Origin of the sequence: Halobacteriovorax sp. DPLXC-1 (assembly GCF_036903125.1) — a bacterium.
Lineage (GTDB): Bacteria > Bdellovibrionota > Bacteriovoracia > Bacteriovoracales > Bacteriovoracaceae > Halobacteriovorax_A > Halobacteriovorax_A vibrionivorans.
The window spans coordinates 841549-866825 of sequence record NZ_JAYMCO010000001.1 but is presented as its reverse complement, the minus strand read 5'-3'; the positions used below and the strand labels follow the sequence as shown (position 1 = coordinate 866825).

Annotated in this window: 27 protein-coding genes; 8 read left to right on the top strand and 19 right to left on the bottom strand. The window is 36.3% G+C overall.

The annotated features are described in order from the left end of the window. Positions 1–29: 29 nt before the first annotated feature. The 3 genes from VCM44_RS04205 to aspS all read right to left on the bottom strand — a co-directional run bounded on the left by VCM44_RS04205 (position 30) and on the right by aspS (position 4952). Positions 30–1565: a hypothetical protein gene (locus VCM44_RS04205; protein ID WP_334678089.1), complete on the bottom strand. Its 1536-nt coding sequence runs from the start codon at positions 1563–1565 to the stop codon at positions 30–32. A gap of 74 nt (positions 1566–1639) precedes the next feature. Then, entirely contained in the window at positions 1640–3100 is a 1461-nt protein-coding gene (locus VCM44_RS04200; RefSeq protein ID WP_114705447.1) for an SLC13 family permease, read from the bottom strand. A 52-nt stretch (positions 3101–3152) separates the two neighbouring features. Next, positions 3153–4952, bottom strand: a complete 1800-nt coding sequence (gene aspS, locus VCM44_RS04195; RefSeq protein ID WP_334678088.1) for an aspartate--tRNA ligase — start codon at positions 4950–4952, stop codon at positions 3153–3155. Between the two features lie 30 nt (positions 4953–4982). Here aspS and VCM44_RS04190 point away from each other — a divergent pair, with 30 nt between their 5' ends. Next, positions 4983–5507, top strand: a complete 525-nt coding sequence (locus tag VCM44_RS04190; RefSeq protein ID WP_114705448.1) for a DUF192 domain-containing protein — start codon at positions 4983–4985, stop codon at positions 5505–5507. Here the strand turns inward: VCM44_RS04190 and VCM44_RS04185 are convergent. The 5 genes from VCM44_RS04185 to VCM44_RS04165 form a co-directional block, all read right to left on the bottom strand. Further along, positions 5452–6315, bottom strand: coding sequence for an FtsB family cell division protein (locus VCM44_RS04185; RefSeq protein ID WP_120405291.1), 864 nt, complete (start codon positions 6313–6315; stop codon positions 5452–5454). The genes VCM44_RS04190 and VCM44_RS04185 overlap by 56 nt on opposite strands. A gap of 141 nt (positions 6316–6456) precedes the next feature. After that, positions 6457–7284 (bottom strand): hypothetical protein, encoded by an 828-nt coding sequence (locus tag VCM44_RS04180; protein ID WP_114705450.1) that lies wholly within the window; start codon positions 7282–7284, stop codon positions 6457–6459. Positions 7285–7359: 75 nt separating this feature from the next. After that, entirely contained in the window at positions 7360–7584 is a 225-nt protein-coding gene (locus tag VCM44_RS04175; protein WP_158536736.1) for a YggT family protein, read from the bottom strand. Positions 7585–7663: 79 nt separating this feature from the next. Further along, positions 7664–7945 carry a hypothetical protein gene (locus VCM44_RS04170; RefSeq protein WP_114705452.1) on the bottom strand — a complete coding sequence of 94 codons (282 nt, stop codon included), beginning with the start codon at positions 7943–7945 and terminating at the stop codon, positions 7664–7666. Beyond that, positions 7942–10269: a DNA polymerase II gene (locus VCM44_RS04165; RefSeq protein WP_334678087.1), complete on the bottom strand. Its 2328-nt coding sequence runs from the start codon at positions 10267–10269 to the stop codon at positions 7942–7944. The genes VCM44_RS04170 and VCM44_RS04165 overlap by 4 nt, the downstream gene beginning before the upstream one ends. On the opposite strand from VCM44_RS04165, the gene VCM44_RS04160 reads away from it, so the two are divergent. Together VCM44_RS04160 and VCM44_RS04155 are read left to right on the top strand one after the other, a co-directional pair. Further along, positions 10268–10846 carry a hypothetical protein gene (locus tag VCM44_RS04160; protein ID WP_334678086.1) on the top strand — a complete coding sequence of 193 codons (579 nt, stop codon included), beginning with the start codon at positions 10268–10270 and terminating at the stop codon, positions 10844–10846. The genes VCM44_RS04165 and VCM44_RS04160 overlap by 2 nt on opposite strands. A gap of 76 nt (positions 10847–10922) precedes the next feature. Next, positions 10923–11360: a 6-carboxytetrahydropterin synthase gene (locus VCM44_RS04155; RefSeq protein ID WP_334678085.1), complete on the top strand. Its 438-nt coding sequence runs from the start codon at positions 10923–10925 to the stop codon at positions 11358–11360. Positions 11361–11421: 61 nt separating this feature from the next. On the opposite strand, the gene VCM44_RS04150 is transcribed toward VCM44_RS04155, so the two are convergent. The 3 genes from VCM44_RS04150 to VCM44_RS04140 form a co-directional block, all read right to left on the bottom strand. Then, on the bottom strand, positions 11422–12414 hold the full coding sequence (locus VCM44_RS04150; RefSeq protein WP_334678084.1) for a hypothetical protein: 993 nt from the start codon (positions 12412–12414) through the stop codon (positions 11422–11424). A gap of 84 nt (positions 12415–12498) precedes the next feature. Beyond that, complete coding sequence (locus tag VCM44_RS04145; protein ID WP_334678083.1) at positions 12499–13491, bottom strand: hypothetical protein; 993 nt, start codon at positions 13489–13491, stop codon at positions 12499–12501. A gap of 84 nt (positions 13492–13575) precedes the next feature. Beyond that, positions 13576–14451, bottom strand: a complete 876-nt coding sequence (locus VCM44_RS04140; protein ID WP_334678082.1) for a hypothetical protein — start codon at positions 14449–14451, stop codon at positions 13576–13578. 457 nt (positions 14452–14908) lie between these two features. Here VCM44_RS04140 and VCM44_RS04135 point away from each other — a divergent pair, with 457 nt between their 5' ends. The 4 genes from VCM44_RS04135 to pheA are packed head-to-tail and all read left to right on the top strand — an operon-like array spanning position 14909 to position 18736. Beyond that, positions 14909–16000, top strand: a complete 1092-nt coding sequence (locus tag VCM44_RS04135) for a chorismate mutase (RefSeq protein ID WP_199506600.1) — start codon at positions 14909–14911, stop codon at positions 15998–16000. Positions 16001–16029: 29 nt separating this feature from the next. Beyond that, entirely contained in the window at positions 16030–17187 is a 1158-nt protein-coding gene (locus VCM44_RS04130) for a pyridoxal phosphate-dependent aminotransferase (protein WP_334678081.1), read from the top strand. Beyond that, positions 17187–17918, top strand: coding sequence for a prephenate dehydrogenase/arogenate dehydrogenase family protein (locus VCM44_RS04125; RefSeq protein ID WP_334678080.1), 732 nt, complete (start codon positions 17187–17189; stop codon positions 17916–17918). Before VCM44_RS04130 ends, VCM44_RS04125 begins: the two co-directional genes overlap by 1 nt. After that, positions 17915–18736, top strand: a complete 822-nt coding sequence (pheA, locus tag VCM44_RS04120) for a prephenate dehydratase (RefSeq protein ID WP_114705459.1) — start codon at positions 17915–17917, stop codon at positions 18734–18736. The genes VCM44_RS04125 and pheA overlap by 4 nt, the downstream gene beginning before the upstream one ends. Here pheA and VCM44_RS04115 read toward each other — a convergent pair. Genes VCM44_RS04115 through VCM44_RS04100 form a run of 4 tightly spaced genes read right to left on the bottom strand, consistent with a single transcriptional unit; the run spans position 18733 to position 21617 of the window. Further along, positions 18733–19506: a PP2C family protein-serine/threonine phosphatase gene (locus VCM44_RS04115; RefSeq protein WP_120405298.1), complete on the bottom strand. Its 774-nt coding sequence runs from the start codon at positions 19504–19506 to the stop codon at positions 18733–18735. The genes pheA and VCM44_RS04115 overlap by 4 nt on opposite strands. Further along, positions 19496–20242 carry a protein kinase domain-containing protein gene (locus VCM44_RS04110; RefSeq protein WP_114705461.1) on the bottom strand — a complete coding sequence of 249 codons (747 nt, stop codon included), beginning with the start codon at positions 20240–20242 and terminating at the stop codon, positions 19496–19498. The genes VCM44_RS04115 and VCM44_RS04110 overlap by 11 nt, the downstream gene beginning before the upstream one ends. Then, positions 20229–20819, bottom strand: a complete 591-nt coding sequence (locus tag VCM44_RS04105; protein ID WP_114705462.1) for a septation protein IspZ — start codon at positions 20817–20819, stop codon at positions 20229–20231. The genes VCM44_RS04110 and VCM44_RS04105 overlap by 14 nt, the downstream gene beginning before the upstream one ends. Positions 20820–20831: 12 nt before the next feature. Beyond that, positions 20832–21617 (bottom strand): WYL domain-containing protein, encoded by a 786-nt coding sequence (locus VCM44_RS04100; protein WP_114705463.1) that lies wholly within the window; start codon positions 21615–21617, stop codon positions 20832–20834. A 90-nt stretch (positions 21618–21707) separates the two neighbouring features. Between VCM44_RS04100 and VCM44_RS04095 the strand changes: the two genes are divergently transcribed. Continuing rightward, positions 21708–22208, top strand: coding sequence for a hypothetical protein (locus tag VCM44_RS04095; protein WP_120405299.1), 501 nt, complete (start codon positions 21708–21710; stop codon positions 22206–22208). Here the strand turns inward: VCM44_RS04095 and VCM44_RS04090 are convergent. From VCM44_RS04090 to VCM44_RS04075, 4 genes are all read right to left on the bottom strand, one after another. Beyond that, on the bottom strand, positions 22158–23084 hold the full coding sequence (locus VCM44_RS04090) for a pseudouridine synthase family protein (RefSeq protein WP_334678079.1): 927 nt from the start codon (positions 23082–23084) through the stop codon (positions 22158–22160). The genes VCM44_RS04095 and VCM44_RS04090 overlap by 51 nt on opposite strands. After that, positions 23044–23886, bottom strand: a complete 843-nt coding sequence (locus VCM44_RS04085; protein WP_114705466.1) for a flagellar motor protein MotB — start codon at positions 23884–23886, stop codon at positions 23044–23046. Before VCM44_RS04085 ends, VCM44_RS04090 begins: the two co-directional genes overlap by 41 nt. 50 nt (positions 23887–23936) lie before the next feature. Further along, positions 23937–24710: a motility protein A gene (locus VCM44_RS04080; protein WP_334678078.1), complete on the bottom strand. Its 774-nt coding sequence runs from the start codon at positions 24708–24710 to the stop codon at positions 23937–23939. A gap of 230 nt (positions 24711–24940) precedes the next feature. Next, positions 24941–25171, bottom strand: a complete 231-nt coding sequence (locus VCM44_RS04075) for a hypothetical protein (protein ID WP_114705468.1) — start codon at positions 25169–25171, stop codon at positions 24941–24943. Positions 25172–25277: the final 106 nt, after the last annotated feature.

Here is a 25277-nt window from a genome sequence, read left to right as displayed (position 1 = left end):
CCCTATGATTTCGTGCAACAAAGATCTTACTATTTGTCGTAAAGCTCTTTAATACTGGCCTTAAGCTGGTCCATACTTTTTGTTTTAAGAATAACTTCATCACTATTTAAGAGAACCTGAACTTCTCGGTCTACAGTTCGTCCATTTTGCCTAACAATATTATCAAGTACTGTAATACTGCAATTATCTCTTCCTTCTATATAGTGATGTTTAACATTAGAGTCCTTTGTTTTCTCTGACATTCGTAGGTTTCGACTTGTTTGCCTCTCTAGAATCCATGCAATAGAAGCAGCATCGCAAAGTTTTGCAAGATCAAGTCTTGAAACATTCTCATAACAATCCTCTTCCAAAACACCTAATGCTTGTAGCTCTTCTTTTTCCATGAAGCCTAGAAGACCTTCATCCATAGCAATCTTTAAATAGTCTTTTGGATACTTCCCGTCTCCACATGGAACTTCTAAATTACCACCGAGTGCCTGATAATGAGACATCATATTTACATTATTAACAACTGCTCTTTCTTTGAGCTTTTTAATCATTTCTTCTTGTTCATAATTCATTTGAGGATATGAGCTTGCACCATTTGGTAGCATGGCACTACTTTCTTCCTTCCACTTATTAGTGTTTAGATAAACACCTTTTGCATACTCACAAGCGAGGTTATCGCCGAAGTTATTACGAAAAGACTCAGTAACATCAATATGTTTCTCAATTAGACCTGAAAGTGGTGTTGGTTTTCCACCTAAGGCCCTGGTCGTAATTTCATGTCTGATTAAATTCATCACTTTATCATTAGATAACTCCCCTTCTTCTAATGAGAGTTTCATTAATTTATAGTAACCATCAGTCAAATTGCCGCTACTATCCACACCAGTATACATAGCATATTGATTGGCCGCTTCGGCCAATTTCTCTCCGGAGAAATTATCTTTTAAGTATTTAACTAGACCGTCTACATCACCTTGATAACTAATATAAGCTTGAGCAAGTTCACGATCTTTATAGGACTCATCAGAAACAATATATCCCGTTGCCTGGCTTGATCTGATTAGACGATCGATATTTGGGCTAACGGTATAACGTCCAACTCCTGTTTTAGAATCAAATTCGTAGAAAGGAGTTGTCGAGCGACTAATTAAATCAGCAACAATTTCTTCGCGATCTTGTCGTCTTAACTCATTTTCAGGATCAACACTATTGAAGTATTCGTCCAGATTAATAGTATCTTTATCAGAATTGCCAATATGATATTGAAGTTGGTTCATTGCGAATTGCTTTGCAATCTCCTTCTTTTTCTTTGGAGTTAGCTCGTTAGTGATTCCAACGCCGTAACCCCCCATACCGCTTCCAAAAACTCCCCCACTCATACCGCCACCAGAAGTAGTTGGGAATCCTCCGCCAGAAAATCCTCCACTCGGATAGCCTCCTCCTTGGCCCTCACTTGCACCTTCCATAATGACACATTCTACACAGTCGGCCATCTCTGAAAGGTCTTCAAATAAACCATCAAAGGCAAGAGTATTTAATGAAAAAAGAATAAGAATCGATAGATTAAGTGCTTTCATACTGCGCTTTTCGACAAAATTCTTTGGTCAATTTAATAATTAGAAAAAAACTAAATAAAAAGGAAATATTAACCTTAGAAGAATGCAACGATGGCACAAAGGACGACAAAAGCGATCAGGTTTAAGATTGCACCAAATCCGATCATTTTCTTCATTGAAACGAGGCCTGTTCCATAAACGATAGCATTTGGCGGTGTCGCTACAGGAAGCATAAAGGCCATATTGCAACTGAAAGCAATGACAAAAGCTGCGGTTGTTGTTGAAAAACCAACTTTTGCTGCAGCCGCAATTAAAATCGGAACAAGAATATTTGCAGCGGCCGTATTACTTACTAACTCAGTTAATAGAATTGTAATGGCCACAATAAAAATTAGAATAACTGAAAAACTAAAGTTACTAAAGATTGTAATGATATTATTTCCAACATACTCTGCAATTCCAGTTTTAAAAAGAGTTGTCCCAAGGGAAAGACCTGAAGCAAAAAGTAATAAAGTTCCCCAATCTATTTTCTTAATGTCTTCTTGTTCCAATAGCTTTGTTTTACTATAGATTGGAAACATAAAAAGTGAGCACGATGCAATAATAGCAACCATGGCAGGTGTCACATACTTATGCAAATAGATGGTTAAAGCATTGGCCTTACCAAGAACAAAAGTTGCAATAGTTGGAGCAAACCAAAAGAAAACCGTTAATGAGAAAATGGCCATTAAACGAAATTCATTATTTGAAATCTTATGGTCCTTTCCTAAGCTTAGAATGAGATCCTTCTTATCAACCTTAGGTATGGACTCTGTAATTTTACTCTTGGCATAAAGAAATAAAATCAACATGAAACCACAACTTAAAGGCAAACCGTATTTAAACCAATCCCAAAATGTTAAGCTCTGCCCTGTATGCTGCTCTAATAAACCCATCGTAATGAGATTTGGGGGTGAACCTATTGGCGTTGCCATTCCCCCGACAGTGGCAGCATAGCCAATAATTAAAAGAAAATACTGTTTTGTAATATCCTCTTTCACTTTAAATGACTTTAAGATACCAAAAGCTATCGAGATCATCATAGCTGCTGTTGCGGAGTTTGAAACCCACATCGAAAAAGTAGCAGTTACAACGATGATTACCGCAAGTGTTCGATTAAAACTTCCATTGATAAACTTTGAACTTAATATTGCAATCGAAATTTTTCGATCTAATCCTAATTTCTCCATCGCACGAGCTAAGAGAAAACCTCCCATAAAGAGAAAGATTATTGGTGAGCTAAAACTACTAAAGGCTTCCTCAAAAGATATAACTCCTAGTAAAACTGTTAGAGCAACTCCCATAAGACCTGATATAAATAAAGTAGTACTTGAAAGTAGCCACTGAACGACAACATAAGAAAAGATTGCTAAGAATTTTTTAGCATTTTCTTCTAAAGGTAAATTTGAAGTATAGACAAGAAAGAAAGCAATGATGCCTAAGAACTGAAAGATGACTGACTTAGCAGTGTTATTCTTCCACTCAGTTCTAAATTCATCATATAAGCTTTTAATCATAGAGTCTTCTTAAGTATCCTCCTGTCGCATTAGCAACAGGAGGAATATTGGATTATTTTAAGAAACTAAAGTGTAATTCATCAGTCTGCTCTTTTGAAGGAACAGATGGAGCATTCGACATCATATCACTTGCTGTCGTTGTTTTTGGAAATGCAATTACGTCACGGATATTGTCAGTTCCTGCCTTTACCATTGTGATACGATCAAGCCCAAGAGCAATCCCACCGTGCGGAGGAGTTCCATATTTAAGTGCATTAACAAAGAAGCTAAATTGCTTTTCAACTTCTTCTTCACTCATTCCAAGAACTTCAAACATTCTCTCTTGAACAGCACCATTGTGAATTCTAATCGATCCACCACCTAGCTCGTAACCATTACAAACAAGGTCATATGCTTGAGCTGGAAGATTCTTTAGAACTTCGTTTTTCACGCTGATTTCTTCATTCATAAACTTATCCATTTCACTTAACTTTGGAGAAGTAAATGGATGGTGTTTTGCGTATAATCTTTCTTCATCAGCTTCAAAGCATGGGAAGTCATTTACCCATAAGAAAGCATATTTCTTATCACTATTTTCAATAAGCTTAAGCTCTTGTCCAAGGTGGCGACGTAGAGCATCTGCACTATCGTGAACAATCTCTTCTTTATCAGCGAAGAATAACCATGTTCCAGATTTTGCATCTCCATCAAGGTCTGGAAGACTTGATAGATTAGCTAGCACATCGTCAGTGATAAACTTAGAGATACCACCAGATGCTTTCCCCTCTTCAACTTTAAAGAAGGCAACACCTTTTCCACCAAATGGCTTAACAACATTTACAAAACCATCAAGGATCTTACGTGAGAAAGTTCCCATCGTTGCAGGAACGAACATGGCCTTGACCATTCCACCAGATTCAATAGCATTTTTAAAAACACCAAATTCAGTTTCTTTAAAAAGATCAGAAACAACATGTTGCTTAAGACCGAAACGAACATCTGGCTTATCAGAACCATAATCTCTCATGGCATCGTTATAATTCATTACAGGAATCTCATAATCTGATTCTAATTCAAAAATATTTTTCATTAGATCTGTTGCAAGATTCTTCATGTACTCTTCTGTCGCAAAAGAAACTTCAATATCCACTTGAGTAAATTCTGGCTGACGGTCAGCTCGAAGATCCTCATCACGGAAACACTTACAGATTTGGAAGTACTTATCAGTTCCACCAATCATAAGAAGTTGCTTTAGTGTTTGTGGTGACTGTGGAAGTGCATAAACATGACCTGGATGAACACGAGATGGAACAACATAGTCACGAGCACCTTCAGGAGTCGACTTATATAGAATTGGAGTTTCAACTTCAATAAAGTCGTTTTCGTGCATTGTATTTCTAACGTCTAAAGTAATCTTAGAACGTAGTTTTAAAATATCTTGAAGCTTCTTTGTTCTTAGATCAAGGTAGCGATACTTAAGCTTATTATCTTCTGTCGCTTCAGTCGCTCCATATGGAAGAAATGGAATATTGTTAATATCACACTCTGATAGAACTTCTAATTCTTCAACATGGACTTCAACTTCACCTGTTGGCATATTCTTATTTAAAGCTTCTTCGGGACGCTTTGCCACTTCACCTTTAATCATAATAACTGATTCGAGGTGACACTTTTTAAGAAGATCAACGTCGCCTTTGAAATTTGTAAAGTTAAGCTGTGTTAAACCAAACTTATCTCTTAAATCGATAAAAGTAAGTCCACCTAGGTCGCGGTTCTTATTTACCCAACCGCATAGTGTTACTTTCTTACCGATGTCTTCGGCCCTTAATTCTCCTAAATTGTGAGTTCTCATCAAACCCTTAATCTGTGACATGCTAATCCTCTTGATATATAGTTTTTGTGTATGAAATTTATAGCAAATTCTACACATATTCTCAGTATTTTTTTCTACTCAGTCGTTTTGTTTTACGCCACACCTAGTCATGCTCAATTTATCAATAAAAAATGGGGTGTAAACACGATGATCACACCTAGTAAGAAAGAAATTAAGGTATCCTGGGCCGTAAGCGAAAAAGAGAAACGCCAAGGACTAAGTGGACTCAAATCAGAGGCCATGAAAGAAGACGAAGGTTTACTCTTTGTTTATCGTCGAATGATGCCACTAAAGTTTTGGATGCCAAATACATTCTTTGACTTAGATATTATTTTTCTCGATAAGAATTTTAAAGTTGTGGCCATTGAAACTCTTCCTCATTACCCGGGCCGAGAAAACCCTAAGAAGATTCCAATAACAAAGCCTTATCAAAGCCAATTTGTCTTAGAATTACATGCTGGAATGGCAAAGAAATTGAAGATAACGAAGGGCTCCCAACTTAAATGGAAGAAAGCCCTCTCACAGAAGTTTCTGAATTCTCTGGGAATAGAATAAGATACTCATCACGTGCGATATAACCTAAGTGATCGCGAACAAGCTTCTTCTTATACTTATTATTTGTGCGAATTAATTCTAGCTCCTTCATAAGTCCCGCATTCTCTTCTTTTAAGAGATGCGCCTCATGATAGGCTTGATCAAGAGTAGATTTCTTATCAAAGTATTCAATAACGCCACCTTGAGAAAAAATTAAGCGACCTAGTAGGAATAGGCAAAATCCCCAACAAAGCTTAACGCCCCAGCTCGTTACCTCGCCTTTCTTTCTCGACTTTGACTTAACTTTTCTCTTTGCTGAAACTTTAGCTTTTGGTTTCGTTAAAGATTTAGCTTCTGATTGTTGTGCATAAGTCGGCGCGGCCGGTGCTGTGGTCTTCTTTCTAAGTGGTGAAGACATTTCGATATTATTTGAATCAGTAATTGGTTTTCTTGTTGCTGCTGATGCAGTTGTTGATGGCCTTGCAGATGAAGACGGAGCTGACATTGATGCTCTTCTTGCTCCGGCCGCTGAAGCTTGTGCTTCTTTTGCCATTCTCTGCTCTCTAAGCTTTGCTAAAACTGATGAACCAGAAGATTTAGGTGCTTCACTCGCAGCACTGGCTTGCATACGTGATTGAGGAGATGGTCGACTTCCTGGTGTTGGAGGTGGAGAACCTGCATCACTTTGACGTCTTTGCATCTTTGCACGATTGCGCTCGATTGCTTTTTGCATCGCCGCACTTCTCGAATTAGACTGATTTGAACTAGTTGAATTTGTAGAGGCACCAGACGACGCTGGACCACGGTTCCTTCCTAGTGAAAATTGCAAACTTACATCCTGTTTTTTGCTAAGCGTTCCTCATGAACACTTTTTTTCCCAATATCAATATTTTAATGCGTTTCAAAAAATGACACAAGTCTTTTTCCGTAGGAAATCTTCTCGTGACGCACCGTCAAAAGCTTTCGGCCATTATGACAGTAAATTAAATCCTTGATCCGTATTAAGTGATTCTACACGAAGCCAAAACTTACGAATTGTAGCTAATTCTTTTAAGTAAAGGTTCAAAGTGCCATCAAGCCCTTTTAAGATATGAGCATCACTATCTAACTCACCTTCTTCAAATAGTGCTGATAATTCGTCAAATACTCGGTGAAAGCGATCTTTTGGCTTAATAATAAAATGCTTTTCTGAAACATTGTATTCAAGAAAGGACATTTTACTCTCAAGATACTTCTCTAAACGAGAAAATAAGATGCTAGCAATGCATACATCACCAATTGGCCCAAGCTTTAAGCGCTGGCCATTTCCTTCAAGTTTATGACTTTTGAAATTGATGCGAATCGCATCGTCACTTCTTTGATACCACCAGCTAAAGCCAGGGTCAGAGATATTACAAATGAGATCTTCTTCTAATGGGAATCTCTTATTAAATACCTGATCAAAAATAACCTGAGCAAGGTCAAGGTTATCAACTTCATAATAAAGAGACTTAGAAACTTCATCTTGGTCGATACGAAGAGCTTTTAAGGTCGCAGTATCACCAATTAAAGCCGCCTCAAAAGTATCACTGATATTATCTGTGATCACTCCACGCAGACTAAAAGTTGAGCTACTCTTAACGATATTAAACACGAGTCCACAAGTTTGCGGATAATCTTGTTTTTGAACTTCTTTATTTATTTGTTCAGACGAGTGGCCGAATAAAAACTCATTTCTAAAATCGTCGTCTGCTAAAATTTCGTCTTGTGTATTAAGGTTAAATGTCTCTTGTGTGAGAAAATCAAACTCGTTGTGCACCAACCCCTCCGTAGGTAATACATATACTTTATAGTCTAAAGGGTTTTGCTACGTGTTGGCAAGAATTTGGACGCGTTAAAAAATTGCGACAAAAATCTTTAAAACGAGAATAACAATCATTGGAGAGATATCGAATGGAATATCCATCTCTGGCAACATTCTTCTCACAGGGCCACAAGTATAATCTGAGATCTGTTTAATTCTAATGGCAACAGGATGAGATTTATATTGTGGAATATAAGAAATGATGACATCGATGATAAGAATAAAAATGTAAATATCGATTAGTGTGCGAATCAAAATTAATCCCCTTGATTGGCAATTAGAATATAGAACTTCCTAAAAAAGTTCAAGCACAAGCAAAAGATAAAACCTAAAACTATTTAACAATTGGAGAGCTTAAAGCTTCTTTAGGTGCTTTATTAAGCTTAGTACAAGCAATTTCGTACTTATTCTGACAAGAAAGCTCAAGATATTTTTGTGACTTGGCCGCGAGGCCATCTTGATGATAAAGATCAGATAATAAGAAGCATGCTGGAGCATTATTTTCATTCTCACAAACATAGAGAAAGATATCTCTTTTAAAAAGAACATAACTTCCACCCAAGAGGAGAAAGAAGACGCCAAAAAATGTCCAATTCTTCTTATATCGTTTCATCATTCAAATAAACTCATTTGAGAACCCATGACAATATCGTCAAAGGAGATACCCTTAAATCTTAGCACATCAGTTGCGACAGGAGATAGTTGTTTATCGATATAGTGCTGATAATCGATATCACGAGGTGATAAATCAATTGGTACTGGCCCGTGTAACGTCATCAAGTAACTGATTTGACGGATATCTTTATCTGGCTCCTTCTCTTTTAAAAGTTTTGCTGCTTTTACATGAGGAGGGTTCGACTTTGTGTATTCACTGATATCTTTTGATAGTCTCTTGGAATAAACAAGATCCTGATCATAAATTCCATTCTTTAAGTCATTCACATAACTCTTAATATATTCATTAAGTGATTCGTCTTTAAAGAACATTTTATAAATTTCAAATTGAAAATTCTTTGCGGCCTTTGTCCAATCCGAACGAACAAACTCCATTCCAGAAAAGTGTAATTCATCATTACCAAGCAATCCAGCATAGCGCTTTTTAGCTCCTTGCTCAGATCCCCTCATCCCTGGAATAAAAAGCTTTTTAAAATACTTCTCGTATTCCATCTCTAGGAATGATTCCACATTGAATTCTCTTTTAATCAATTCTGCAAGATGATTAGTAATTTTACTCGCAAGAGAGTTAGCTGCTTTATCTTTTTGAGAAACATCTAAGAATTTTAATTTAACAAAGATAGAATCAGTATCACCATAGACAACCTCATAGCCCAAACTTCTAGCATGATTCATGGATTCATTAAGTAACCACTGGCCAGTTGAAGTAATTGAAGTGGCAAGATCAGCATGATAAAAACGACATCCACCAGAGCCCATAACACCGTAGAATGAATTCATAAGAATCTTAACGGCTTGAGAAAGGTTCTTATCTTGGCGATGCTTTGCAATCTCTCTTTGACCTAAGAGGTAGTCGATCTGTTCAGGTAGAATATGTTCTGTTTTTGAAAATGAAACACCATTCTTTAAACGTGTTCCATTAACATCTCCTCTTAAACGAGAAAGAGGATCGATTTTAAATGTTTTAATTATTGTTGGATAAAGAGATTTAAAATCTAAGACGACAACGTGCTCGTGTAATCCCTTTGTTCCTTCAATCACAAGTCCACCAAGAGATGCACTTTCTTTATCAATATCTAAAGTATTACCGGCGATAAATCCTTTACGATGTAAGCGTGGTAAGTATAAGTGATCAAAAGATCGAGTTGAACTGGCAAGTCGATCAATTAGCATCCCGCTATATTGAACACGACGAAAGAGATGATCATAGATTTGTAATTTTTCATAGATATCTAAAACGAGTGTACAATCGAGAATATTATACTTTGCTAAGGCATGCTTATCTTCATTAAAACGTCTTGTGATCTCTTCGACTTTCTCCATTCCCGTCGCAGAGATATCTTTATTCGTTCCCAGAACTTCACTTGCAACTGTATCGAGTTTAAAATTTTCAAATGAGTAAAAAGCCGATCTCAATGTTGGAGGGCCATCAATAACTTGGCGTCCAGCTATTGTAGAAAACCAGCCGGCCCCTTTTCTTTCACGTAAACGAACTTGAGAGCCATCACGGCCGAGGTTTAATCTTAAGCCTAGTTTTTGGCATTTTCGATCAAGAAAGTTTAAGTCAAATCCAACAACATGCCACCCCACAATAAAGTCTGGATCGTATGTTGGAAATTCATTAATAAATGCATTCAATAATTCTTTCTCACTCCCATAGAAATGAGTTAAATCATCATTTGTATATGTTCGAGACTCATCAAGCATATAGACTTTCTTATACTCAGCCTCACCGATTTGATGGATAGCAATTGAATAGAGATCATCTCCCATACTCGTTTCAATATCAATGGACATGATATTAAACTTTGGTATCTGATGCTGATCAGTTAATGCTTTAATTTGTGGATTGGTAAAGACACGAGTTTTGCCGATCTTTTGACATGGACCTTGAAGCATAACTTCACCATTTATGAATCTCTCCATAAGAAAGCGCTCATTTGGTCTAACATCACTTTCATAAGTACGAATACCGTTTTTATGGAAATGCTCACGTGTATCTAAAAGATCTTTGTGTTTATTGAAATAAATTCCATCAACCGTTCGGCCATTGAAGGCCTTAAGGCCAAGTTTTCTTCTCTCTCCTTGAAAACTCATATTGAGTTCCACATCAGACTCGATAAAGAACAGAGGTTTTTCAGTTGTGATAATAACTTTAACAACATCCTCTGGAGTCTTAACCCAATAGACTAACTCCATATGATCGTTGCGATCAATAATTTGGTCTTGAAGAATAAAGCCTTGGCAATGAATGATTTCCGTCATGAAAATACACTATCCTATTAAATCTGATTTGTCTTTTTTTATACATTTCTTAAGTTTAGTGATTCGTCATCTCCCCGATATGCAGGGCATGACAATAACAATCGTATTTACACTATTTAATTTAGTTTTTCTCGTGGACTACTTTTCGGAAAAGGGTCAAAAAGGCAAGAAGTATCGCTTACTTAGCTATATGTTTCTTGGCGTTTTGTCCCTGCTTTCGATCCAAGTATTCCAAAACGCTGCAATGCCTGTGGTATTCGGCTTATTGGCCCTCTGTTCCTTGGCCCTAACCCTTGTTAATGAATTTATTAATCCCCCTAAAAACGCTAAGGAACGTGTTTACAATGGATGTGTCAATATGCTCTTGCCGACAGCATTGCTTTTCATCGCACTACGTTGGTTCCCGTCGGCTTCTGACACTAGTGCATTACAAGGAGGACCCGACACAAATCGAAACATCTTCATTATCCAAACTCTCTTAGTCCTTGGTTTGGCCTTTAAGTATGCCCCTACTCTCATCTTCACAAAGAAGGCCTCTAAGGAAATTAATGAAGACTTAAAAACTATCAAGTTATAGCCTCTCCCTCAGGCTATTAAAGTGGCCATGATTATCTCAAATATGCTAATGTTGTTGCACTTAAACGGAGATAATTATGGCCACTTTTAAATCAACAAAACACTTTTACGGATTCCCATGTACTCACCGTCAGTGGAAAGCAGAATCTCACTGCCGCTTTGTTCACGGATACTCAAGATCATTTCACTTTGAATTTGAATGTTCCGAGCTAACAAAAGAAATGTGGGTAATGGACTTTGGTGATCTTAAAGATGTGAAGGCATGGCTTGATGATATGTTTGACCACACTTTCCTGGCATCACAAGATGATCCATTTATGGAAGAATTTAAGAAGCTCGATGAAGCTGGAGTTGTTCAACTTCGCATTCTTCCAAATGCAGGAATGGAAGGAACAGCTCAGTACGTTTATGAAAAAATGAGCGAGCTAATCAAGAAGAAAACAGACGGTCGCGTTTGGATTTCTCGCCTTGAAGTTAAAGAAAACGAAAAAAATTCCGCAGTCTATATTCCATAATTATTAAGTACTCGGTTCCTAGTGTGATTTCAGGGACCGTGTACTTAAAATGAAAAGATGCTTAAAATTTTCGATAATAATCACATGCCTTTTTCACATTAATCGATCGTCCCTCCAGCTCTTTATGTACACAAAGGTTTTCTTTTAGAAACACTTCTCCGGCCGTCAATTTTAACTGCTTAGTATTCCGTTTAAATTTTAATAATGTATGGTCGACTAGAGTATTTAATTCATCATCTCTTAAATTATTAAAAATATATTTGAAATCATCAGAAAACTTTTTTATATCACTTGGTAAGATTAGGTCATCAGTCAACAAATCACGAATGTAGGAAACAAACACAAATCCCCCCAAAGAACACTCTTTTGACCTAAATGTATTATAGAGAAATTTTACATAAAATTCATATTGATTAAATTTTTTTATGTCTGATTGAAACTTTCGGATATCTTTTAAGATATACATATCAAAACAATGATATGGTTGCTCTACAATCTCCCTTTTTCCTGTTAATGTATTCTTTAAGGCAAAATGCTTTATCTTATCAGTTGTCTGTCGTAAATTAAGATATTGATCAATAACTTTATTAACATTTTTCTTATATACACTTCGACTATCATTCTTTAGTGAGAAGAATTCCCTCAAATAATATTCACATGAACCTATTTTATTATTAAAACAATCGTAAGAAAGTACTTCAAATTTTTCAGCCTCTCTTTTATCTTTGTAGATTTTATTTCCTGGGCCATGTCTCCATTGACTTACACCGATAAAATAAGGTGCCCATAAAGGATAGAGCAAGGTAGAACTTTGAGAAAGTGCTAAACGAGCGATGCTCTCACGATCAGACAAGTAATCATAGTACTTCCCTTCAGGGTAAAAACTTTTATCTACGAAGTTATCAAGTTCCTTAATTAAAACAATTTTTAAAGTTAAAAGAGGTATAAGAATTAAAAAACAAACCAATTTAATATATTTGAAAGAAGTCTTTTTAAGTAAAATATAGACAACAAATATAATTATAAATAAATCTAAGGGTAGTAGTATTAACACCCTTCCTCCTTCGATAGATTACACTCAAATCCCTGGGTACTTTCCACATATTTCAGGGACCGTGTACTTAAAATGAAAAGCTGCTTAAAATTTTCGATAATAATCACATGCCTTTTTCACATTAATCGATCGCCCCTCTAGCTCTTTATGTACACAAAGATTTTCTTTTAGAAATACTTCTCCAGTCGTCAATTCTAAACTTTTGACATTTCTTTCAATCTTTATAATTGTTGGATCTACAATGTCATTTAACTCATCAATGCTTAAACTTTTAAAGATAAGTTTACATTCATTTGTATATCTCTCTATATCACTCAGTAGAACTTTAGAACTATTTAAAAACTCTCTTATGTAAGTAATAAACAAAAAACCTCCTAAGGAGCAATCTTTAGACTTATATGCTTCATGAAGGAATTTCATGAAAAACTCATATTCTCTAAAGTTGCTAATGGGTTTTTGATATTGTCTAATATCCTTTAAGATATACATGTCAGAACAATGGTACGGCTGCTCTACTGTCTTTCTTTTTTGCGTGAGTGAATTATATACAAAAAATTCTTCTTTCTTTTCTGTTGTCTGTCGTAAATTAAGATATTGATTAATAACTTTATTAACATTTTCCTTATCTACACCTGGGCCATCATTTTTTAGTGAAAAGAACTCCTTTAAATAATATTCACATGAACCTATTTTATTATTAAAACAATCGTATGAAAGTACTTCAAACTTTTCAGACTCTCTTTTATCTTTGTAGATTTTATTTCCTGGGCCATGTCTCCATTGACTTACACCGATAAAATAAGGTGCCCATAAAGGATAGAGCAAGGTAGCACTTTGAGAAAGTGCTAAACGCGCGACGTTCTCACGATCAGAGAAGTAATCATAATACTTACCCTCAGGGTAAAAACTTTTATCTACGAAGTTATCAAGTTCCTTAATTAAAACAATTTTTAAAGTTAAAAGAGGTATAAGAATTAAAAAACAAACCAATTTAATATATTTGAAAGAAGTCTTTTTAAGTAAAATATAGACAACAAATATAATTATAAATAAATCTAAGGGTAGTAGTATTAACACCCTTCCTCCTTCGATAAATTACACTCAAATCCCTGGATACTTTCCACATATTTCAGGGACCGTGTACTTAAAATGAAAAGCTACTTAAAATTTTCGATAATAATCACATGCTTTTTTCACATTAATCGATCGCCCCTCTAGCTCTTTATGTACACAAAGATTTTCTTTTAGAAAAACTTCTCCTGCTGTTAATTTTAACTGCTTAGTGTTTCGTTTTAATTTTAATACTGTTTGATCTACTACTGCATTTAATTCATTATTACTTAAATTATTAAAGATATACTTAAAATCATTTGAAAATCTTTTTATCTCATTAGGCAAAACCTTATTCCGAGTTAAAAACTTACGAACATAATTAACAAATAAAAACCTACCTAAGAAGCATTCTTTAGACTTATATGCATCATGAAGAAAATTTATGTAAAAATCGTATTCTTCAAAGTTATTGTTGGCCTTTTGGTATTTGCGAATATCCTTTAAGATATACATATCAAAACAATGGTACGGCTGCTCTACCCTCTCTCTCTTTTCAGAAAGAGAATTATTTAAGATAAAACTCAATTTCTTGTCAGTTGTCTGTCGTAAATTAAGATATTGATCAATAACTTCATTAACATTTTTCTTATATACACTTTTACTATCATTTTTTAGTGAAAAGAACTCCTTTAAATAATATTCACATGAACCTATTTTATTATTAAAACAATCGTATGAAAGTACTTCAAACTTTTCAGCCTCTCTTTTATCTTTGTAGATTTTATTTCCTGGGCCATGTCTCCATTGACTGACACCGATAAAATAAGGTGCCCATAAAGGATAGAGCAAGGTAGCACTTTGAGAAAGTGCTAAACGCGCGATGCTCTCACGATCAGACAAGTAATCATAGTACTTACCTTCAGGGTAAAAACCTTTATCTACGAAGTTATCAAGTTCCTTAATTAAAACAATCTTTAAAGTCAAAAGAGGTATAAGAATTAAAAAACAAACCGATTTTACATATTTAAAAGAAGTCTTTTTAAGTAAAAAATAGACAACAATTATAATTACAAATAAATCTAAGGGTAGTAGCATTAGCACCCTTCCTCCTTTGATAAATTACACTCAAATCCCTGGATACTTTTCATAAAAGTCATAAAGGCTAATCGACATTGAAAAGTTAAAAGTTGAACAAACTCGTCAACTTGAGAAAAGAAAGAGTTTACTCATACAAATATTTAATATTGCTCCATTGAGAAGTGCCAAAAATTCCAAAAGTGACAAAGATGAGCACGATCAGCAAATAATTCCATTGATTTTCTTTAAAAAATGAAAAATTAAGAAATATTAAGGTGTTTTCGATGAGATAAAGTATCGAAGACACTTGAATTATATTGCTACGAGTAATATATAGTTGACTAAAAAAGAAAGGATCAAAGTTATGAAAATTGCGCCACTAAACTCTTGGATGGATATTAAAGAAAGACCACTCGTTATTGCAGGACCTTGTTCAGCAGAAAGTGAGGAGCAGGTTTATCAGATCGCCAAAGAGCTAGTTGCCAACGGAAAAGTTGATGCCTTTCGTGCAGGAATTTGGAAACCAAGAACTCGCCCAAATACATTTGAAGGAGTAGGACTTGTGGGCCTTCCTTGGATGGAGCGAGTAAAAAAAGACTTTGGTATTCCTATTACAACTGAAGTGGCCAACGCTTCTCACGTTGAACTTGCCTTAAAACATAACGTTGATATTCTTTGGATTGGTGCTCGTACAACAGTTTCACCATTTGCCGTTCAAGAAATTGCTGATGCCTTAAGAGGCGTCGACATTCCTGTAATGGTAAAGAATCCAATCAACTTAGACCTTGCACTTTGGATGGGTGCTATTGAAAGATTTTCAGCAGTAGGACTTGATAAACTAGCTGCCATTCACAGAGGTTTTTCAAGTGCTGAAAAAACGAAGTATAGAAATAAGCCTTACTGGGCAATTCCTATTGAACTTAAAAGACTAATGCCAGAGCTTCCAATTATTTGTGACCCTTCTCACATTGCTGGAAATCGCAATCTGATTGGAGAAGTTTGTCAGAAGGCCATGGATATGAACATGGATGGTGTGATGGTTGAAACACATATTACACCGGAAAAAGCACTAAGTGATGCCGCTCAACAGGTAACTCCAAAAATGCTTCACGATATTATCACTCACCTACAAGTAAGAGATGCTATTGGCCTGAATGATGGTTTTGAAGATGAGCTAAATAAACTTAGAAATAAGATCGATCAAGTTGATAATGATATTCTAGAGATGATGCATATGCGTATGAATATTGTTAAGCAAATTGGAAAGCTTAAGAGTGAAAATAATGTAACTCCACTTCAAGTAGGAAGAATGGATGCTCTTATGAAAGACCGCCTTGAGAAGGGTAAGAAATTTTCTCTCGACCCAAGATTTGTTGAAGAACTCTACCATGCAATTCACACTGAATCAGTTAGAGAACAAACACGCATGATGAATGATTTTAAAAAAGAATCTTAGTTCATATAGATAGGTGTTATAATCAAATTATGAAAGTATCTGATCGAGTAAACGGAATTGCTCCGTCTGGAAGTATCCAGGTTGCAGCACAAATAACAAACCTTAGAAATCAAGGTAGAGATATTATTGGCCTCAATGTTGGCGAGCCCGACTTCTCTCCTCGCGAGAGTATTCTTGAAGCAATCTATGAAGCTTTAAAAGCTGGAAAAACAAGATACTCGTACGTTCGAGGTGAACCAGAACTTCGATCGGCCATTGCTGGCTACTTCAACATGCGTTGTAAAACTGATATTCATCAAGAAAATATTCTCGTGGGTAACGGATCAAAGCAGATTATTTTTAACACCTTTCAATCAATTCTTAATGACGGAGATGAAGTCATTGTTCCTATTCCATATTGGGTAACAATTCCTGAAAGTATTAAACTTGCAGGAGGAGAATCTATCTTTGTTAATTCAAAAGAGAATTTTCACTTAGATATTAACGCTATTAAAAAAGCAATTTCTAAAAAGACAAAAGCAATCTATATCAACACACCTAATAATCCTTCTGGGGTTGTTTATACCAGAGAAGAGCTCACTGAATTAGGTAAACTATGTATCGAGCACGATCTTATGTTAGTAAGTGATGAGGCCTATGAAAGTCTTACTTACGACACAGAATTCATCTCACCTCTTATGCTTGGTGAAGAAATCGCCAAGAGATCCGTATCAATCCAAAGCTTTTCAAAGACATTTTGTATGACTGGATTTCGCGTAGGCTATATGGTTGCTCATGAAGACTTCATAAAGAAAGTTGATAGTTTCCAGGGCCATCTTTGTGGAAATATCCCTTCCTTCACTCAACTTGGAGCGGTTAATGCAATTAAGCACCAAGAGGAAATCATTGGAGAGATGTTATCAACGATGAAAGAAAGAAGAGATGTAGCCTTTAAGCTCTTTTCACAATTATTTAAAACAAATGAGCCTCAAGGGGCGTTTTATCTATTTCTAGACATAACTCCTTATATTGAAAAAGGCCTTGTTAAGGACTCGATGGAGATGGTGCAAAAGCTCATTGAAGAAGCAGGTGTTGCTCTTGTTCCAGGAAAATTCTTTGGTATGGATAATTATATTCGTCTTGCCTTTACTGATACAGTAGAGCGAATCGAATTAGCTTATGAAAAAATTCAAAAGGTTTTAGCATAATGAAAGTTGGTATAATTGGTTTTGGACGACTAGGTAAATTAATATCAAAATACCTCGAAGAAGATTTTACAGTTGAGGTTTACGATATTAACCAAGACGTAAAAGAGGATGTTGAAGCACTAGGATGCCGCTTCAAGTCTCTAGATGAAGTCTGTAAGAATCCAATCGTTATACCATTTGTTCCAATGAATAAATTTGAATCAGTAATAAAAGAAATAGCTCCAAAACTTTCAAAAGATGCTCTCCTTGTGGACGTATGTTCTGTTAAGGAGATGCCCGTTGAAGTTATGAAAAAGCATCTTCCTGAATCAGTGAGTATCCTTGCAACTCACCCAATGTTTGGGCCAGACTCAGCAGGAGAAACCCTATTTGGAACAAAGATTGCTGTTTGTCCGGTACGAATTGAGGACAAACTCTATCAAAAGATTTGTGCGTTCATGCGCTTTCATGGAATTAAAGTTATAGAAACAACAGCAAGTGAGCACGATAAACAAATCTCCCACTCTCTTCTACTCACTCACATGATAGGAAGAACATTGATGGATATGGATGCTAAGAAGCTTGCCATCGATACAAAGGGATATCGTAGACTTCTTAAAATTCTAAAAACCGTTGAAAATGACTCTTGGGAGTTATTTGCAGATATGAATGAACATAATAAATACGCCAAGGAAACGAGAGAAGAATTCCTCGCTTCTTTTAATAAAGTGATTAAAAGGTTAGAAGATTGAAAGTAGCTTTTCAAGGAACGAAAGGATCTTATTCAGAAGAGGCCCTTTATAAATATTTTGGAAAAGATGTTGAAGCTATCGGTATTGCCCTAAGTGAAGATGTCTGCCAAGCACTAGAAGACGAAGACGTCGCCTGTGCCATCTTACCTATAGAAAATAGTATTGTCGGTAATGTCGATATCAATATGGATTTAATTTTTAAACATGACTTCTTTGCCATTGGCGAACTCTATCTAGAAATTAATCATTGCCTCATGGCAAATCCGGGTGTGGAGACAGATAAAATCAAAGCTGTCTATTCTCACCCGATTGCCTTGGCACAATGCCACGGCTTCTTTAAAGAAAAGAAGCTAAAGCCTGTTGCCGAATTTGATACAGCTGGTTCTGCAAAAATTATCTCTGATTCAAAATCAGAAACAGAAGCCTGTGTTGGCTCTCGTCTTTGCGCAGACTATTACGGTCTAAATATCATTCAAGAAAAGATTCAAGATGAAGCGGATAATTACACTCGTTTTCTAATTTTTGTAAAAGAGAAGAATATTCCAACAGGAATTGGAAAAGAAAAGACATCGATCGCTTTTACAACAAAGCACCATCCTGGAGCACTTCTTGGATGCCTTCAAGTCTTTGCAAGTTACAATATCAACCTGACAAAACTTGAGTCTCGCCCAATTCCCCATCAACCATTTAAGTATATCTTCTATGTTGATTTCATGGGTGCCCTTCATGATAAGAAGGTGCAGGAATGCCTTAAGGAATTAAAGCGTGATGCAAATGACATTAAGATTCTTGGAAGCTACCCTGCTGGTTCTTTTTAGGCCTTAACTTTTCTTATAACGACAAATGATGTGTCATCAAACTTAAGCCACTTATCTTCAGTTTGAGTTTTACAGAAGTTAACGAGATCCTCAAAAGATTTGTCAAAGCCACCTTGACCAATAAGCTCAGTGAGTGTGTCGTGGGGAATATTATCAAAGAGTCCATCACTACCGATAAGTACAGTGTGCCCTTTTTTCATAATAGACGATGAAGTTGACTCAATTTTAATAAGATCATCACCCATAAGATTATTAACGTAATTTCTTTCAGGATGGCTTAAGGACTCCTCTTGCCCAAGGACTCCGGCCTTAACCATATGCCCTACTCCAGAATGTGGAGTCGAAGTATAGAGTTCATTTCCATGAGCATTCCAATAAAGAATCTCAGAATCGCCCACGTGATAGAATCTGATATTATCATCTTTGATTTCAGCAAATGCCAATGTAGCTCGTGCACCGGCCTTTAGATCATTAACTTTTTGATTAGCGGCCTCTATTAAATCAAGGCTATTAGTGTTTGCGCTATACTTTGATATCTCTTCACTGATAGCGACGGAAGCATCTCGTCCTCGAGGATGGCCACCAGCACCGTCAGCAACACCAAATACGAAAGACTTCTCATCCCCACTTATAAAAAGAGAGTCTTCATTTTGCTCTGTTCCCTCTTTGTATTTATGACGAGAAATAAAATAACCAATTCGATAATCTCCAAAATCAAAGAGATCACTTTCAAATTCGTTAATATCACAGATAATCTTCTTAAATGGCATCCGACCAATCCATTGTTTCTAAGTGAGAACGAAGCATTCGAATATTTTTAAATCGTTTTAAGATCATCCCTCTTTTAAGTCCACAAATAATGTACTTGATGGAAGGTGATAGCTTTTTGTAATGCTTTTGTCCTCCTAGAATATCATAGAAGATGCGAATGATTTTAATAATATCTTCATCGCGATTCTCTTTTTTTGAATCACCCCAATGGTGAAGGTCAATGATCTTAAGATCAAACTCTAAACCGAAGCGGCGAATGATGATATTTTCAGTGTGGAGGTCTCCGTGATACTCACCTTCAAGGTGAATGGACTCGACACCACAAACAATGGAATAAAGTAAGTGGATTGCAGAGAAAACGTCTAAGCGCTTTCCTCTTTGTTTCTTAATAAAGTCATCTAGCATCTCCCCTTCAATAAATTCTGAAACAAGACAAGCGACCTTCTGACTCTTAAGTGTAATGATTTCGTGAGATAAGCAGTCCATAACAATTGGACTATACATAAGTTTTTCAAGTTTTAAGGCACTACGAGTGCTAACTTTAAATTTTTCATTTCTTTGTGGAAAATATATTTTAACAGCTCGGATGATATTGGTGTGCTTTTCTCTAACTTTATAGACTTCGCCTTCATATCCAGCACCAAGTCTTTCAACAACAATATAGCGGCTAGCGATTCTTCGCCCAGGAGCAAGATCAAATGACTCGATCATATCTTTTTTCTTAATGCTCGCCATACTGCTCTCCAAAATTCATTTTCTCTAACATATATTTCTTAAATAATTTTCTAATAACAAAGATCTCGGCAACTAAGAAAACAAGAAACACCAAATAGAAGCCGATAGACTTGAAGAATGCCCAAGTCGAAGTTGTTTCATAGATTGCTAAGTATCCCATAAAAATACCATTAATTAGCAAAAAGAATGCTAGATGATATTCTATTTTTTCCATAATAAATTCAGGCATGGGGACTTTTTTCTCCATGTCCTTCATCATCGTAAGCATCAAACTCTTTCCTCTTTTTAAATTAAATATCAAGAATGAAGAAAGAAATATTCCAGTAAAGAATGGTTGAAGTTTAAACCACACTCCATCTTTTCCAATTAAAGAAATTGGCCCCAAAATCAAGATAATCACAAAGTTTAGTTTTGAAATTGAGTGGATATGTTTAAAGAATATCTTTTCAAAAGCGATTTCTAAAATAGCAAGGGATAGCCCACCAATAATGGCGATCTCTACTGTTTGCGTCTCCTCCAGATACCAATAAAGCAGTGCAGGCAAAAACGAGATTAGAAATAAGTTATTCTTTTTCATAATTAATTTGAATTATGCGACGTTTTTTCTTTTCTGGCAAAACTCCTCAAATTCATCGCGAAGATCACTTGGTTCAAGGATCTCAATATTATCACGCATAGAATAAAGCCAATCAAAAAGGTAGAGAGACTTCTCAACTGACGCTGCCCAAATTAACTCTCCATATTGATTGGTCGTGGAATAAGGATGACCAAGAAAAATCAAATTACTTATCGGTGGAATTTCAAATCCATATTCAACCTTAAGAACGAGACGTTGGTCACTACCATCAATATGCCTTAAGGCATTAATATACTCCTCTATCTCAAAGCGAGAATAGAGAGATCGATAATCGAATTCCTGGAATTCAATATCCTCCACCTCATTCATATCAATTGTGATCAATTGCTTAGTCTGAACATCCTCACTAATTACCTTATAAAGATTTTGGGAAAGAACAACTCGCCATGGACGAACTTTCTTCTTCGACTGATCCAGGAATTTGAATTCACAAACCCTCCCATCTTTTGATGCAGCTTGAATATCTTTAATCAATTCACGGTGACCATTATTTTGTAGAAGAATATCTCCATAATCACGACGCCAAGAAAGTGGCATAAGAAGAAATTCTTCATTCTTTGGACGAAGGTCAATTGCCAGTCCGTAGAAGTGAGATTTCTCATAGAAGAGATAAAACTCATCACGATTTATTTCGTTTTTTCTCAAGAAAGACACAAGGTCCACTGGCTTTCTGATTTCTTCTAAATGGAATAGGATATTCCAAAAATTTTGATCTTCAATAGACGAAAATGACGTCATTACAGCTCCTTAAATAACCTACTATATTTATCGGATATGGCCATGATTTCCTTTAGTGATTTTTATAGAAATTAATGAGATAATAAGGCCATGGTACTGAAATCATTACTAAAAAATCCAGTGCTAGGCTTTGGAATCTTAATTTTTATTTTATTTTTATTTCAGCTTAGAGACAACAACATGTTTGAGCAAAGGGCCCAAAGCATGAAGGCGACGTCTTGTCGCTCAGTAAAGGTGCGCCTAGACAAGTACCTTCACCCTTCTTGGACTCTAAGATGTAATGATAATAATTTAGAAGTAACGATTCCAGCAGACGTAAAAGTTATTCCAGAAAATATCGAAGATAAAGAGATTCTACGTAAGGAAATGTACAAGGCGTTGGCAAATTCTTATATCTCTATTGCAAAGTACGCTCTACCAGAAAGCCTTGAGAGAACAATGATGGTTGTCGTCAAATTAGTTCACCCAAAGATGGTCCTCTCTTCGATTTCTGAAGGAAAATATGTTGTAAAACTTGCTACACTTAAGAATAAGAATAACTTAGCTCGCCACATCCACCAGACTATTCAAGTCCAAGAGATCACAGAATAAATCAGCTGTTTTTGCTTTAAAACAAGACAAGTGGCCATTTACCTCTAAGCAATATTGATAGGCATGAAGATAAAGACGCTTATCTCCACTTTGATAATTATCGTTATAAATAGGGTCCCCTACAATTGGAAAGCCTGCATTTGAAAGTTGAACACGTATTTGATGACGATGACCTTCATATAAACTGACTTCCACAAGACTAAGATCCTTGCTTTCATGATAATAAAGAGGACGAAGCTTTAGACTTGCTTCACTACCAGCTTCACTTATAATCATCTTCTCACCTTTTACTCCTGAGGAGATGAGTCGATCTTCTAATTTTAATTCTTCTTCAACTTTACCATTAACAATTGCAAGGTAGGTCTTCTCCTTTGCAATCTGTCCAAAAGAGTCCCTAAGGTTTTGGTGAATAAGCTCATCTTTTATGTAAATTAGCACACCACTTGTTAATTGATCTAAGCGATAAAGTAGGCCCTTTTCATAATCTCCCCCCTTCTTACCAAGGCTTGAAAGATTGAATCTCTTTCTCATAAAGTTTAAAACTGTATTGGTTTCGCTATAATCCATTGGATGCCCATGGATTCCATGAGGCTTATTAACAACAATGAAAATATCATTTTCTTCAATCACTTCAATTTCTGGCCCATGATAAATTGGGTTTACAAGAGAGCGATTTAGAAGATCATGTGGAAGGTAGAGCTCACCTTTTTCCTTTAGTGAGGATTGAAGAGCATTCTTAGAAATATATGAGGTCTTAATGGCCTTATTAGATAAAAGGAGCTCCTCTTTGAGAAACTCCTTTAAAGTATTTTTTGCATTTAGATTACAGAAATTCTTATTGTGCATCGACTTTATGGCCATTGTCTTCAAGGTCACGTTTTCTAATTAAGAAGACAACCTTGCGATTTTCACGATCAACTTCCATTTGTGAACTACCTGGAAGATCAGTTAAACGTGTATCACCATAGAATACTGTTGAGATTCTCTCTGGTGCGACACCACGCCTAATGAGTGATTTTGTTACGGCCGTTGCTCTTGCTGAAGACAGCTCTAAAGCATCACTTTTTCCATCTCGTGAGACTTCACCGCGAGCGGCATGCCCAATAACAAAGACCTTCCAATTCCTCTTTTTAAGAAGATTTATCATTCTCTGATAACTTGAAACCGCTATTTTATTTGAATCAATTTCAACTGAGCCTCGCTTAAAATAAATCTTATCTTTAAGTCGAACGGCAATGCCCTCAGCTTGCTCATACACAGTGACGTTTTCATTGAGGTTAAACTCTTTAAGGTCATAGCGCATATTTTTTAGGCTCTCATCTGAGCCACGATTAATTTCATGCTTATCAAGGATCCCTTCCATCGTTAGAAACTCAATTGGAAAAGGACGAATAGGAGTTTGAGATTCCATCATTGTTGGAAAATTATCTGGAGACTTACCTTTTTGGATAACTTCACCTTGTTGAAGAACGTTACCTCCAAAGGCATTACGAATCGAACCTAGAGCGGCTTCATACTTTGCTGTTTCTGTCTTTGCAAACGATAGTAGAAGTACGAAGAATGTCAGTAGAAGCGTAACCAGATCGGAGAACGTGGCCATCCACCCCGGTAAACCCTCTTCACACGGTGGACATTTTACATTTCCTTCATCTACTGCTGCAGCACTTTCATCTGCCATGGTCTTACTCCTTGATCACCAAATTCGTATTTAATCCTCAAATACCTATTTTATTCTTCACCACCGCCGTCATCGTCAGATGATCTCTCACTTGGAGGTAGGAATGAATTTAATTTTTCAATAATCATACGTGGGTTCTCACCCGCTACAATCCCTAGCGTTCCCGCAATAACAATACTCATGGACATAAGCTCCATCTGAGAACGATATTCAATCTTATTCTTAACCGGGTTAGCAAAAACGTTGGCAATGATGGCACCATAGAACGTTGTCAAAAGAGCAACGGCCATGGCCGGACCAATGGCCGACGGATCTGAAAGGTTCTGAAGCATTTGTACCAGACCGATTAGGGTCCCGATCATTCCCATGGCCGGACCGTCAGCAGCAACACCACCAAAAACATCTGAACCTGTTTTGTGACGAGACTCCATTGAGTCGATATCCATTTGTAGAATTGATGCAATAACCTCAGGTGGTCTATTATCTGCTGCTAGTGTCATGGCCTTCTTCATAAAAGGATCATCAATTTCCGCTTTCTCAAGAGCGAAAACCGACTCACGACGAGCTAGTTCTGCTAGTTCTTTAATCTTATTAATCTTTTCTTTAGGATCAACTGCAGTAAAGAAGAAAGACTTCATGGCAATTGAGACAAGGCCTTTAATAACTTCCATTGGCCAGCGATAGAGTGTAACCCCAACAAGTCCGAGGAAAACAACTAAGATCGATGGCACGTCAATGAAGATCGAAATCGCTCCCCCCGACATGATGGATCCCATGATCCCACCAACCGCTAAAACTAAACCAATAACTGATGCTATATCCATACAACATTCCTGTGAAAATATTCCTTTATCAATCTAAGTATCGGAAATAAGAACGCTGACCTTAACAAAAAATTAGTAAGTTCTTTAAATTGCTATGTTTGGAAAAAAATACCGCTGAACGCTTTATTGAATTTTGGGGGTTAAATAAACAAAATGCCCTTTAAGCAATACTTAAAGGGCAAAAGGAGATTATTGAGAAACAAGTCCTATGTTTCCAAAATTTTAACTGACTAGTTTAATCGAGTAGTATCGACGCCATTTTCTTCAAAAGTCGCGTCTAAAAACTTTAGCATCTTTGCTCTCAATTCATCCATTGAAACGGTGTCATCAACCATCAACTCTTTCTTAATGAAATCTGTTGGTACGCCTGATGCTTCAACTAAATCTTTTAATTGCACCATAACTTCCTTGTTGTGAGTATTATCGATATTTGTTGTGTTGTCTTTGTTTGCCATTTCCATTGACTCCCTCTCCAGTGACAAGTTTTTTAACCTATTCCTTGGCAAAGCAATCCTTTGCTTCACTTTGTCACAAAAAAATCATATCTAGCGTCAAAGATGAATGTCA